General features: G+C 42.2%; 5 protein-coding genes. 1 reads left to right on the plus strand and 4 read right to left on the minus strand.

Translation table 11 applies throughout. From position 1 onward, the window contains the following. Positions 1-754, minus strand: a 754-nt coding sequence (locus tag PLA12_04280; GenBank protein ID HOQ31715.1) for a TIGR00266 family protein, incomplete at its 3' end; no start/stop codon positions are given. 192 nt (positions 755-946) lie between these two features. On the opposite strand from PLA12_04280, the gene PLA12_04285 reads away from it, so the two are divergent. After that, on the plus strand, positions 947-3,685 hold the full coding sequence (locus tag PLA12_04285; GenBank protein ID HOQ31716.1) for a DEAD/DEAH box helicase: 2,739 nt from the start codon (positions 947-949) through the stop codon (positions 3,683-3,685). Between the two features lie 76 nt (positions 3,686-3,761). Here PLA12_04285 and PLA12_04290 read toward each other — a convergent pair whose 3' ends face one another. The 3 genes from PLA12_04290 to PLA12_04300 all read right to left on the minus strand — a co-directional run bounded on the left by PLA12_04290 (position 3,762) and on the right by PLA12_04300 (position 15,672). Beyond that, on the minus strand, positions 3,762-9,215 hold the full coding sequence (locus PLA12_04290) for a DUF5011 domain-containing protein (protein ID HOQ31717.1): 5,454 nt from the start codon (positions 9,213-9,215) through the stop codon (positions 3,762-3,764). Positions 9,216-9,967: 752 nt separating this feature from the next. Next, complete coding sequence (locus PLA12_04295; protein HOQ31718.1) at positions 9,968-13,951, minus strand: DUF5011 domain-containing protein; 3,984 nt, start codon at positions 13,949-13,951, stop codon at positions 9,968-9,970. 482 nt (positions 13,952-14,433) lie between these two features. Then, positions 14,434-15,672 (minus strand): hypothetical protein, encoded by a 1,239-nt coding sequence (locus tag PLA12_04300; protein ID HOQ31719.1) that lies wholly within the window; start codon positions 15,670-15,672, stop codon positions 14,434-14,436. Positions 15,673-15,704 lie beyond the last annotated feature (32 nt).

Raw genomic sequence — 15,704 nt, forward strand, 5'->3', positions numbered from 1 at the left:
CACCTATTAACCGTCCTAACATTCCTAATCCTTTACCACCACCGCCAATATTCGTCTCTTCACGATTTCTACGCGATGCAGAGATAATGCGGTCAGCGAGACGCGAAAAAGGCAAGGTTTGAAGATATATTTTTCCCGGTCCCTGCAAAGTTGCAAGAAACAACCCTTCACCCCCGAATAGAACATTCTTAAATCCAGACAGAAATTGAATATCGTATTTCACTGTAGATGAAAAGCCTGCAATACAGCCCGTATCCACACGAAGCGTTTCCCCACCTGATAATTCCCGTTCCAGGACTGTTCCACCAATATGCACAAAGGCAAATCCATCCCCTACTATCTTTTGTAAGATAAATCCTTCACCACCAAACAAGCCTATACCAATTTTTTTCACCAGCGTTGGTGTTATCTCTACACCACCAGCCGCACATAAAAAAGCATCCTTTTGACATATAAAAGTTCCATCGAACATCTTCAAATCAATAGGGATAATTTTCCCAGGATATGGAGCCGAAAAAATCACATTTGCCCTTTGGCTCCCTTGATTATAAAAATTCGTAATAAAAAACGATTCTCCGGTAAGCATCCGTTTCAGTCCTTTCATAAGTCCGCCAGCACTTGTTTGCATTTCAATACCGTTATCCATCGAAAGCATGGCTCCAGCCTCTGCAAAAACCGATTCACCCGGGTCAAGGGTAATCTGTACGGCTTGCATATCGTTTCCATAAATCTGATAATCAATCTTATCTGCCATTGTTTTTTCCTTCTTTTAAGGTTTATTCTGAAGATGCCTCAACGCCTAAGCATACCCGGTTAACAGTATAACATATTTCCTTTGTTCTCCGAATACCTATTAAGGCAAAAAGTAACAACAAATTTGAATAGTGAAAAAATTTTCACTATAATATAAGATTATATTTTGAAAATATATTTTGGGAGATAAATTATGGACATTATCGAAACCTTACTCAAATCAGGTTTTCCAGAACCTTTACTTAAAGAGTATCAAAAGTTCTGTTATGAACTTCTCCCCTTACAAAGAGAAGTTATTGAAAACGGAACCTTATTTTTGGAGCCTCATTTACTTATCCATGCGCCAACCAGTGCTGGCAAAACTTTTCTGGCGGAATTGGCTATGGTGCATACTTACCTTCAACAGGGGAAATCTGTCTATCTTGTTCCTTTGCGTGTGCAGGCAGAAGAAATGTTTCGAACATTGCGAGAGCGATACAAACGATATGGAATACAAATTCTAATTTCTACGAGCGATTACCGCCATCATGACATACGGCTGGAACAGGGACAATTCCACATAGCCGTTGTGGTTTATGAAAAAATGTTTCAGTTAATTGCCCGTCAACCTTCCGTATTAAACAAAATAGGGTTAATGATATTTGATGATATCGATTTAATCTTTGACCCCGAACGGGGCGTAACCGCCGACTTTCTTCTAACACGATGTCTCGGTTCATCGGCTCGATGTATTGCCCTATCTGCCTGCCTTTCCCAGCCTTCCACAATGGCTGAATGGATGAAGGCAAAACTTATCCATTCCGAAATACGACCTGTTCCTTTGAAGAAAGGGGTAATGTATAACGGGATTTTTTACTATTTAGGTGAAACAGGTCAGATAGAAAAGGAACCTATATTCGACCCCTCTCTTTCTTTTGAAAATTCTTATTTACAAGGGATTGCAGAATTTATCCACAGAGGCGAAACCTGTCTCGTTTTTATGAAAACACGCAATGAGGTGCGTTCACTGGCACGAGAATTGGCAGAGTTCCTGAACCTTCCACCAGCAGAACAAGCCATAGAACGCATCAAATTATTAGAACCGACCCGTGCCCGTGATGCTCTACTGCATGCATTTCAACAGGGTATTGGTTTCCATTATAGCGATTTGTTATCGGAAGAACGGCACATTGTAGAGGAATCTTTTCGCAAGGGAGAAATTCGTCTTTTAGTAGCAACCAGCACTTTAGCCAAAGGGCTGAACCTACCCGTGCAAAATGTTTTCATTTCCCCTGAAAAATGGTATTACGCAGACAGACAGGGAAATGGAGGAAACATACCGCTATCGCTTTCCGAATATGAAAATATGGCAGGCAGAGCCGGTAGATATGGATATACCGACCAACCTGCACGGGCAATACTCATCGCAAATAGTGAGGAAGAAAAAGACCTATTATTGTCGTGGTATATTCAGCATTCCTCGCGTCCTACCTTTTTATCCGACGAAATTCCACCGCTCAATTCACCCATGCTCAACGTTATTGCTTCTTACAACACCGTTACGATGGAACATATAGCGGAGTTTTTTCAATCCTGCTGGCGGTTTACAGAAAAACGATTATTCGATTACAAACAGAACGCCTATTCCACATGGGCAAATGATTTTATGGATTCATGTGTTCGTAGAGGATTTTGTATGAAGAAAAGTTTACACCGATACGGATTAACTCCGCGTGGACAGATTGTTGCAACAAAAGGCGTTTCCCCTGAAACAGTGGAACAATTGGAGCAATGGCTAAACCTGATACGCGGTCGGGAACGAGATGATTTGGACGCTTTATTCATTTCATCGCTCACCCCGGACGCATGGCTACCTCAATTTGAACTGTCCCCAAACGAATTTCATTCGCAAATATATAGCCAACGGCTCAACGAATATCCTTTGCGAACTCCCTGGGATGTTATGACACCTTTGCAAAAGTTTCAACAAGGGTTAGCCGAACCGAATATTTACGAAGTGAAAGGACTGAAGATTGCCTTTGTTCTTCGGGAATGGATGAACGGGAAGTCTCTTTCAGAAATAGAAGAAGAATTTCGAGTTTCAGCGGGACAGGTAGTTCAGGCAGGGCTGCGTATAGCATGGATTTTAGATGTGCTTGCTCAATTGGCAGAAATGATGAGTATTGATAACCCTGACGATTTTCGCAAATTATCCGAACAGGTGCGATGGGGCATACCTGTTGAAGATTTATCGCTTGCCCGAAATTATGAGGGATTGCTATCACGAGCACAGATACTCTCCCTATACAGCAATGGAATATGCTCTGCAGAGCAAATTATAAAAGCACCTGTAAGTGAATTAATAAAATATATTCCTGAGGAAAAAATCCATACCTTAAAACAACTCTCCAGAAAAATACGCACAAAAAAATTTAATTCTTCATTACTTTCTAACTCATACCCACAAATAAATAAAAACTGTTCCGAGCAAACCTTCCTTTCACAAATACCCCCGCTACAAACCTCAAAAGACCTTCCCTATCAGCCCACTACAAAAAATATATCCCTCACACCCAAAGAACTAAATTTTTCTACTACAAAACCTGATACCCATGAACAACAAAGGAATATCTTATTAGCCCTTGATATGAAGCGTCCCGGAGAAGTCTGGCTGGAAGGAAAGAAAATTCATCTGCCCGAGAAACAATATCGGTTGTTGTGTCTGCTTGCAAACAATGTTGGTTGTTGCGTTTCGTATGAAGACATATACAAAGAACTCTGGAAAGATGTTATTGTTGAAGAAGCACAAATTGCTTTTCAAAAGTGCCAGCTCCTGCAAAAATTATGTTCTGTCTCCAAACGCTGGAAAGAACGATTACGCACCATTCCGAAACGGGGCTTTATTTTAGACCTGTCTCCTCATCAGATACATATAATCTCTAATAAAGCATAATTATAACCTTTTAAAAAATCAGTGAGGCGGTTCATTTATCATGAACCGCCTCACCTTTAAGTATCAGTACATCTTATTAGCGCTGGCGTTTCCGTAGCGTGAACACACCTGCCAGAGCACTCAAAGCACTGACCAGTGCAATACCAACAGCACCCGCAACAGGTATGCCACTGCCTTTCGTTAATGTCGCGACACTGCTATATATGACATCTGTCAGGTCATCACTTATCACACAACGATACTGACCTACATCATCTTCATTAAACGGTGTAAATACAAGCGTATTCGATGTGGCACCACTGATATTTCCACCATTAGTCAGGTTCACCCAGGCTTTTCCGCCTTCACCATCAGACTTCTGCCACTGATAGTGCAAGGTTCCTATACCACCTTCTGCGGTTACGGCCATGGAGAAGTTATCACCCGGTACCACTTCTGCATTGGATATATCTCCTGTTATAGAGATATGGTTAGCTATACGGACACGAGCCTGATTCGATGGATAGGTGCCATCTAACGCATTAATTCGCGAACGATACATGTAAGTGCCCGGCGCCAATATCGAAGGATCTACTTGAAGCGATATTGTATTCACAGGTTCAGGTGCTGGTACTGTGCCACTGGCTACTACATCATTGTCTCTTAACCACTCATAAGTATTATATCCAGGGATAAATATACCGCCTGTGTATGTGGCGTTCAATGTGAATGAGTCTGAATCTACATACGCATCTGCATTTTGCGGCTGCGCTACATACTGTAAGTAATCACCTACATACACCGTGCGTTCTACGGGTGTTCCGCTATTACCACTGTAATCTTTAGGCGTGTAGGTAATCACATACACTCCTGGTGTATTTACATCAACCGTGCCTACAACTTCAACAATCGGGGTTACCCAGCCCCAGCATGGGTCTTCTGCATCATAACCCGGTTCTACCCACGGTGTGCCTGTTTGCCATGGCAATGGATTTGCCCCTTGTAATGTTATGGTCGGCAAATCACTATCAACCACTTCTACCGTGCGATAAACAATCGTTGTTTGTGGATACTGCGGGTCATGGTCTGTCACTTTGTATTCAATCTGATAGGTCCCGGGTTCTGCAGAATTCACTTCACCGGTTACAATGACTTCACTGGTCAAATCACCATCTTCTGGGTCAGTGGCTACATAGCCCGGCTCGACATATTCTTCTTTACAACCGATTGTCATCGGGTTATCACCTAACAGTGTAATCGTCGGCGGCAAATTGGCAATTATCTTCACTGATCGGGTTATCTGTGTCGCAGCGTTGCCACTTAAATCGGTGTAATCATAAGTGACCACATAATCGCCTTCATCACCGGGTTGCAATGGACAATGATTCGGCACAACATCACCACCTACAACTGCCTCACCCGTGCCATCGCAATTATCGGTGAAGAACGCTCCTTCTTCAACATAGCAATCTACATTGATAACTAAGGTGATATTTTCTGCACCTCTTCTTGTAATTACAGGTGCTTCTACATCACGCACGGTTACCTGAGCCGGTGCCGATGCCGAATTACCATTCACATCATATACAGTCAGATTAACGGTCTGCGGTGTTAATCGGTCATCGCAGGTAAATGTGCTACGGTCAAGTTCAAGATGGTCAATACCACAGTTATCTGTGCTACCATTATCTACATCCGCAGGCACAATCGTCGCTTGATTATTTTCATCTAAATCAACTGTTATGTTCTTTGTTACCACTGTTGGTGGCGTATTATCTTGTACAGTTACGTTAGCCAGACAATTACTGGAGTTATTAGCCTGGTCTTTTACTGTCAGCTGCACCTGATTTTGACCTATATTGGCGCAGGTAAAGGTCGTCGGCGGAATCGTCAACTCACTTACACTGCAATTATCCGTGCTACCACCATCTATCTCAGCCGCTGTCAGTGTATACTCGCCATTGGCATCCAGATATACCGTAATATCTTTGCAGACTGCTGTCGGCGGTATAATATCATTCACCGTTACCGTAGCCTGACATGTCCCTTGATTACCATCATAATCAATAGCAGTCAAGGTCACTTGTGTGCTCGGATAATGCGAGCAGTTCAAAGATACCGTAGCCGAACCGCTTACCAGTAATTTCCACAAGCCACCCGGTATAGTACTACCCGCAGCATCGTACAATGCATTCGCTGGGAATGTAACATTACCTGTATTATCCAAATCCACGGAAATATTCTGACATACAACATTCATCGGGTCTTTCACCAATTCATAAGCACCACGGTCCGGACCCGCTGACTGCGGTCTCGGCACACCCTGAATATCATACTTCGGAGTTGCCAATGTAGACGCGTCTACAAATGGCGATGTTAAAGTTAACTTAAATGTCGGCGGCGGGAACAATGGGTCAAATTGCGGATTGGTTAATTGTGTTATATCTGTACTATTCACCGTCGGCGGTGAGCATGATGGATTGCTTGGCGGACAGAAGGTCTCTATGCATCCTGGTGCATTCTGCCAGAAGATACAACTGTCTATCGTTAAAGCAGAACTTGTGTTGTAGTTAAAGATTGCCGCACTTACCAGACCATACAAATCATCGGGACCTGATGGAGTTCCATTTATAGTATTTGACACGAATGTAGAGAACTTAATCACTGGGTCCGCCATATCATTAAAGATAGCACCACCACCACGCATCGGGTTACCAACATCTTGACGGTTGGCACTGTTCTGATAAAATACACAGTTCATTATCTGAGCGGCTGCATTGAAGGTACCATTGGTTTCATTTGCTATAGCACCTCCTGCTACCGCCGCTATATTATCATAAAATGTACAATTCGCTATCACGGGAGCACTGCCCCAGTTGTATATACCCGCACCTCGATATGTATGGTAATCGCCCGCTACTCCAACCGCACGACCACCACGAATATCAAAGCCATCTATACGCACTCCTACATTCGGTTCTGTCCCCTTACCTATCACTATTACATGATATGCAGGCACACCACCTCTCGATGTCGAACCATCAATTATCGTAACACAACGACGAACTGCTCGCTGAGCCCGTATCGTCTCTTGCTGTCCCGCATATCCTTCAAAGCCACCATACAACTGAACATTGTCTTCAAGCACTAAAGAACCATCTACTGCTGCTGGTGCACCCCAAGACACCGTCCGTAATTCGTTATATACATAACCTCCTCCGTTCGGTCCACCTGCTACCCATACTTCACCACCACCTGCTGCAGCGGCCGCATCAATTCCTTCTTGTATCGTATGGAATGCCGTCTCCCATGTCAAACCATCACTCGGACTGGGCGACATCTTATCCACTCTGAACACCGCTCCACTGGGCGCACCAACACCTAAATACACCTCATTCGTAAACACATAACTTCCATAAACCGTTGATGTAATCTTGCAACGATAATATCCTGTATCCAACGGTTGAGCATTCGTTATTGGTAATTGAACCGGCCCTGGTCCCGGTATTGCTGAACCTATATTTACCCTATTCTTCTGCCACTGGAATGTCAACGGACTGGATGGCGTTATATCACCATTACACTGGAATACCCAGTTATCTCCTACATCAATACTTCCTCCAACAGGTTGTTCTGTCACCACCGGCTGTGGAACATTCACCGTCACACCTACCGTTCCTGTTGTGGCAGTATTGTCAAAAGTGGTCGAAGTAATCACACAACGATAAGCACCCTCATCATTCGCTGTTGCGGAAGTCACATTGTAAACATTATCACTATCACCGTCACTTACATTCTCCCAGCCCAACGGACCGCCGAAGTCACGGTCTATCTGCCATTGATAACTCAATGTTCCGCCGGTCTGTGTCGCATTACAGGTAATCGTGAATGGATCTAACGCATTTATCGGCGGTGTCGGATTCACTTGCGGTTGTTGTGTAATAACAATGGGTGGCGCTTCAACTTTCACTTCCACTGTATCCGAATATGTACTCGCCTTTGAATACGGGTCTGCTATCAAACAACGGAAATACCGTGACCCTATCCAGTTCACAGGATTAATACTCAATACTCTCACATTACCACCGGGATAAGTTGTGGTTACATTCCCGGGGTCAGAACCATAATACCACTGATAGTTAAACCGCGGTGCTGTCGGCGGTAAATTGTTCACCGTCCAAATCGTTCCATCTCCATTATCCACCGCTACACTCAATGTCCAGCTATCCTGTCCATAGGTCAACGGCGGAGTCGTCCTGCCCACAGGCTGAGTCTCTATCGGGATCGGATTCGGGAATATATCCTCCCTCAATGCCCACTCCGCTACACTCGCATTCTGATTCGAAGTAGCAAATGTATCTGTATAGGTCAAGAAATTACGACGCCCATCCCCATTCAAATTTCCCGTAGAAGTATTATTTACTGATAAATATGTACCTTGCAGAGAATATGCTGACCCCACTACGTGAGTATTAGCAAAATTCCTAACTGAATTACATATATCCACATCCGTAACACGAACTCGAATATCAATTGTCGCTACATCCGGCACTTTAACCGGTACCGTAAAATCTACATTGGCTGTAGCTCTGAATGGATAACATGTTGCCTTTGATACCGGCTCGGGTGCATACAATTCCGGATGGGGTGTAAAATCCCAATTCTCAGGACCTGCTGCTATTAGTTGGTCAACAAACTTCTTATCATTAACACCTTTTACCATGTTACGGATAATATCATCTAACAATTCGTTTATCACTATACGAATCATTTCACCCATGAAGGAATATATATAATCTACCGAACGCTGGTCCCCTAATGTCATATATGCCGCTATCAAATTCACCAACGCATCATCCAACCTCGGGTCTGCATCCTCCGCTAATGGTCCACCACGGTCACTCCTGAAAAACGAAGGAACATCAAAGGTCACATCATACGACACTATGCAAAATTTCACCGCATGAATTGTTATCGTCATCGTCGTGTTCGTCGTAATATTTCGCGTAATATCATTATCACATCCCAGTACATCTGCCGTTATTCTGACATTATTTATCGTTAGCTCTGCCTGCAATGCCCTCTGGATATTGTTCTGAAATGCAGTTCTTATTGAATTAACCGTTGCAGCCGGTAAGTTCGTATTTCGGTTTGGGTCTAATACTGCATCTAAAAAGGCAAAATAACGAGAATCAAATATCTTCGGATTGTCATTCTTACGCACCAAGTTCCAAGGTTGACTTGCGCCCATATTCTGGGTACCGTTATCGCCTTGGTCCCAATAGGGTCCATCCTGACCCGCTACATACCGCCAAAATGCGGAATTGGCTCCGTTACAGTCTTGCGACCATTGTGGACACAATCCCAATGACACCAACATAGCATCAAGAATGTTGTCCATTTCGCTTGCCATCTGCTCTAAACTGCCCCAATACTGATTATTGGTATCGTTGTAATACATATACGGATGTGCCTGTGCCGGCGTTGTCGCAAACATAAATACACACACAGCCAGCACACTGATTAATGTTAGAGATAATTTTTTACTCATGGGTTGAACTCTCCTTGTTAAAAGTTGAATATTATTAAATCATTATGTAAAGCCAAAACATAATCAAGATGCCGCACACCGCATCTTAATGGCAGCACAGAAAAATAATACATGTTTCTATTGAACAAAGTCAAAGAGTGTTAACCTTCTTTTTGCTCATTTCGTTAATATTCAATTTTACTGCAGCCTATTGTATATCTAAAGTTATAGGTTTTAATACTAAAACCTATAAATATAACATCATATTATAATATACACTATAAAAAGAAAAAAGTCAAGTTTAAAATCCATTTTTTTTTATTAATTCAAAGAAAATCTTTTTACAAGGAGAATTAGTTGGTTATCTCTACAATTGCATTTTAAAACAAGAATAACAATAAAAATGTCCTTCATAGGACAATTTGTTTATAAAAGCAATTTACTGATTGTCCAATACTTTGTTAAACATAGATAAATTTTTCATTATCTTACAAATTTCCTTTGTGTCCTCTGTGGTTAATTCTTTTTTACTGTAAATATGTAGAGACGAAAAATCTTTCACCTCCATATATTAAAATTACCGCTCTTCTTTATATGACACATCCCCGCTTCGGGTGTTTTTAACGGGTTAATTCTTTTACCACAGAGAGCACTGAAGATTTACACAGGGTTCAAAATTATGACATGAATAGTTATAACAAGGGGGACTTGCCCTTCTGGACAAGTCCCCGTGTATGAAATTCTACCTCGTTACCTTCGAGGATATGCTTCTATTATCGTTGACGGCGACGCAGGGTAAATGCACCTGCCAAAGCACTCAAAGCCGTCATCACACCAAGACCGAACACGCCTGCAACAGGAATGCCCGTGGCTTCAGTAAGTGTCGCCACATTACTGTATACAATATCTGTCAAATCATCACTAATTATACAGCGATATTGTCCACCATCTCCTTCTTCAAATGGAGAGAACACCAAAGTATTGGTATTCGTGCCGGAGATATTTCCACCATCGGTTAGATTTTCCCATGCCTTACCTGCGGTTTGTTTCTGCCATTGATAACGCAATTCGCCAAGACCATTTTCCGCGACTCCACCTTCTGCCAGCACGGTCATGGAGTAATCATTATCAATGATGACCTCCGCATCGGAAATATTTTGTGTAATTACGATATGTCTTGCGATACGAACACTCATAGTTCCAGAGGTATGCGTTTTTTCAACATCATTTAATTCAACCTTATACCCATAGATACCCTTCGTCAACGCTTTCGGGTCAACTACCAATTCAAGCGTATTCATCCCTACATCCAGGGGTCCACTATTTACGATATCTGAATCCCGATACCAGACATAAGTGTCATATCCGGGGATAAAGATACCACCTGTAAAGTTCACGGTTAATACAAAGGTATTTGAATCAACATAGGTATCCGTAACATCGGGATATTCATCAATGATATGTAGCAAGTCGCCTACATATACAGTTCTTTCTTTGGACTCACCGGAATTGCCACTACCATCTTTGGGTGTATATGTCAGCAGATACGAACCCGGTGTATTCACATCTACCACTCCATCTATTTCAACTAACGCCGTTACATCACCCCAGCAATAATCTTCTGCTGTATAACCCGGGTCTACCCACGGCTCACCTACTTGCCACGCTAATAACGATGGTCCTTCCATTGTCAATGTAGGCAAATCGTTATCCACGACTTCAACTGTCCGATATACCGTTGTGGTCATCGGATAATCCGGGTCATGGTCGGTTACTTCGTATGAAATAATGTAAGTTCCCGGTGTATATGGGTCTACCTCACCCGTTACGATTACTTCTGAGGTTAAATCGCCATCTTCAACATCTGTGGCAGTATAACCGGGTTCAAAATATGGCTCTTTACAATTGAGTATCATCGGATTGTCGCCTAATAGGGTGATTTCGGGTGGATAGTTGCGGATAACATGAATTGTCCGTGTCTTTTGTTCGGCAACATTGCCACTGCTATCCGTGTAATCATAGGTAATCACATAATCACCTAAATCACTCTCTTGTAGAGGACAATTGGTAGGCGCTGGGTCACCACCGATAATAGCAGCACCTGTTCCATCACACGCATCGGTCCATACCGCACCTTGCTCCGTGTAGCAGTCCACCATAATCTTCAGGAACACTTCCTCTTCTCCGGTTACAGTTATAATCGGTTTGGTTACATCACGCACGGTTACTGTCGCCGTCCCGGAGTTAGAATTGCCGTTCACATCGTAAACCGTCAGGGTCACCATGTTATCACCGAGGTCTGCACAAGTAAAGGTGTCTTTATCCAAGGCAAGATGGTCAATACCGCAATTGTCAGAACTACCATCATCCACATCGGCCGGCACAATGCTGGCATTGCCATTGGCATCCAAATCGATAGTGATATTCTTTGTAACAACTGTCGGAGGCATATTGTCTTCCACCGTCACAGTAGCGGTATCCGAAGAACTATTATCTGCCTCATCATAAACAGTCAAAGTAACCACATGTGAACCGATGTCTCCACAGGTGAATGTATTCGGGTCTACTTCCATACGGTCTATTGGGCAATTGTCATAACTGCCATTATCCACATCTGAGGGAAGCACCGTCAATTGACCGGAAGCATCCAGATACAGCGTTACATCCTTCGTAATTACCGTTGGAGCAATATTATCCTGTACGGTTATGGTTGCTGGTGCCGTTCCGATATTACCATTTACATCATTCACAATTAAATCAACCACAGCTGTGCCTAAATCAGCACAGGAAAGTGTTGCCGGGACAACTTGCATACTGTCAATACCACAGTTATCGGAACTACCGTTATCTATATCACCCGGAAGTATCGTCACCTGTCCGGAGTTATCCAACTGCACAGTGATATCCTTCGTTATCACCGTAGGAGCTATGGAATCCTGCACTATGACTAAAGCGGGAGCTGAACTGCTATTATTGCTTACATCCGTAGCCGTTAGATTTACTATCGCTGAAGGCACATCTGCACAGGTAAATGTGCTCTTATCCAGTGATAAATTGGCAATACCACAGTTATCAGAACTACCATTGTTTACATCCGCTGGAACAATAGACGCATTTCCTGTTCCGTCTAATTGAACTGTAATTTGTTTGGTAATTACCGTAGGAGGCAGGTTATCCTGCACGGTCACATTAGCAACACACTGGTCACTATTCCCTGCGGGGTCGGTTGCTGTAAGTGTAACCGGTAATGTCTGTCCCAGATCATTACAATCAAATGTTGTTGGCGGAATAGATAGGATAACTGAACAGTTATCTGATGAACCGTTATTAATCTCGTTAGCACTTAAAGTATATGTGCCCGCATTATTCAGATAAACAGTTATATCCTTGCATACCGCCACAGGTGATATTAGGTCATTAACAGCCACTGTTGCATTGCATTCTGCCCAACGACCTGAATTTTCGATTAACCGCACGGTAATAGATGTAGATGGATACATACTGCAATCGAAATTAACTGTATACGCACCACTTACCTGAACACGCCATAATCCACCCGGAACAACGCTATTCACTATATCTGCTAAGTTCACAGCGGGTAGGGTCGCATGTCCCGTGTTGTCCAACGATACCGACTGGTCATTTCGGCATGCCGCTGTCATAGGCTGCGTAACAGTTTCGTAAGCACCGCGGTCGTTATTTACATTTTGAGGACGAGGAACCATCCGTATATCTGTTGCCAACGAATACGGTGTTGTCCCTGTATTAACAAATGGTGAAACAGATTGTAATTCGAACTCCGGAGCAGCCGTAGCAAATAACGGGTCTTGATTTTGATTTATATTCGTGTTAATTATAGTAGGCAGACCACAGCCCGGAGGTGCACCTATACCACATAACACCTGAACACAATTTGCCAAAGCAGGTGTATTGTTCCAGAAAATACAACTGTTGATTTGCGTTGCGTTGGTTGTGTTGTATCCAAAAAATCCACCACTTTGTAAACCATACAATCCACCTGTAGAGGTATCAACAATATTCGATACAAATGTCGAAAATGCAATAGTGACATCTGCCTGATTTGAAAAGATAGCGCCACCACCACGAATCGGATTAGCCGCGGAATCTGCTTTACGCTGAGCGTTGTTTTGATAAAACACACAATTTTCAATTTTAAGTTGGGGAACAATAGCACCGTTTCGTTCGTTTGCTATAGCACCGCCGGATACGGCTGCAATGTTGCCGATGAAGGTGCAGTTGGCAACTGTTACCTGAGCAGCCCAGTTATATAATCCGCCGCCACGCCAGGTATGATAGTCTCCCGGAACACCCGCCGCATTACCACCTGTAATCTGAAAGCCATCAACACGCATATTAAGTGAAGGGTCCGTGGCTTTTCCGGCAACAATTACATGGAAAGCAGCGGCACCACCACGAGAATGAGAACCATCAATGATAGTAACCGCAAGGCGAGGATTCCTTTGATTTATTGCAGTTTCACGAATACCATGGTAACCTTCAAAACCACCATAGAGTTGAACATTATCTTCGAGAATCAATGAGCCATCAACATTCGAAGGAGCACCCCATGGTACGGTGCGCAACTCATCATACACATAACCTCCACCGTTGGGTCCTCCTGCAACCCAGACCTCGTCACCTCCAAGTGCTGAGGCAAGGTCGATACCTTCTTGAATCGTGTCGAATGCTGTCGCCCAGGTTAAACCGTCTTCGACACCACCCGGTCGCGGTGCCATCTTGTCCACATAGACAACTGCTCATGCTGGCACAGCCACTGCAAAAATAGCCACTACCACCAGCACTGTTAAAATTGAGTCCAGCCTGTTGTTAAACATATTTACCATTCCTTCTATTGGTTATTAAATTTTAGAACAACAAAAGATGTTCCAACCCATAGGAACATCTTAAATTCCCTGAGTAATTTTTTTGAATTAGACCCTTCCCCTTTCCCCTTATCAAATAAATAACATTATAACTTTTTCTCTTTTTCAACATAATACCTGCTAAAAAACAGACAAAAAATTAATTTCTGCCTACATTGAATATTGTATTTTATTATATTACAAAAAAAATGATTTGTCAAATAAAATTTTATATTTTTTTCATTTTATTAAAAATTTCCTTTTTAGTTCATTCTTCTTGTAAGGGAACGGCATGCCGTATCCTTATGATTGGATAAAAAGTATAAATGTATTACCTATATCCTATAGGTCATCGGTTAATGTTTTTTCAGCCATTCTTGTAGTTTTTTAGACAAAATTTCTGAGATAAGTTGATGTCCTTTAGGTGTTGGATGTCCATCGATAGGGAAAAATAATTCAGGATTATCTTTCTGCTCTCGAAATTCTTGTGTCAGAATAAAACAAGGTAACGAAGCCCGTTCCGCAGAAAGAATAAAATGTTTATCCACATTTTCTGTTGTTAACATCTCAGGGGATACTTCAAAATGTAATCGTTTCATGTTTTCCCATGCATATTGATTAACATAAAAACCCTGCGGAATACTAACAACAACTGTTTTTGCTCCTGTTTTCTTTCCCATCGCGGCTATTTTCTTTAATATCTGCGTCAATTTTTCTATACAGGGCGTAATCATCGGACTTGAACTCTCCTCCAGAGGTGTAATTGTAACCTTGGGATTTTTAATTGCGACGGAAATAAGAAAAGGATTTATTAGCCCATCAAGGAAAGCGGAACGGATTTCTTTATCCAGAGTATTAAAACTTTCTCTTTCTTTTTCACTGAATTGCAACAAAATTTCCTTTGCAGAATTGCGAGCGGCTTCTTGATTTTTTTCTGCATTGTTAATTAAAGCCGGTTTCCTTCCCATTTTCTCAATTATGTATTTTTGCATTAGATATCTTCGAACACTTTTGCTTATATTTGGGAAAAGGTAATTTAATACGCTAAAAATAATATTATCCTCTGTCGTTTTTACTTCAGAACCACAAACGGCAAGCAGGTCATCTCCTTGTAATAGTGCTATCAGGATAAGGTCTGGCTCTAATATAGGTATTGCCACTTTTGCCAATTCATAGTAAAATAACGGGTCTGCACCGGGTTTACCCAAATTGACTGTTTCCACATTTTTCCCTTCCTTTTTGATTTTATGTCCCAGACGACGCACCCAGGTATCCTCGATATTGACACCCCAACCATAGGTATAAGAATCGCCAAAGACAAGTATCCGATAGGTATCCTTATCTTTTGGAATAGAAATCTCTTTATCACGGATACCAATAGAATTGATACTTACTCGATAGCGGAAATCTGTTGAAACAAATTCCTCATTTGAACCTTTAGGAAAAATAAGATGGAGACCCTGTATTAAATAATAATCATCGGGGAAACTGAACACATCATCAATAAAATGTAGAACAAGGACTACAAGTAAAACAGAAAAGAATAAAAGACAAAATTCTTTCCATCCAAATCGGACTTTTTCTTTCTTTTCCATTTATATAAATAACCTCAGGATTGTTATAGAAC

The organism is Candidatus Hydrogenedens sp. (assembly GCA_035378955.1).
Classification (GTDB): domain Bacteria; phylum Hydrogenedentota; class Hydrogenedentia; order Hydrogenedentales; family Hydrogenedentaceae; genus Hydrogenedens.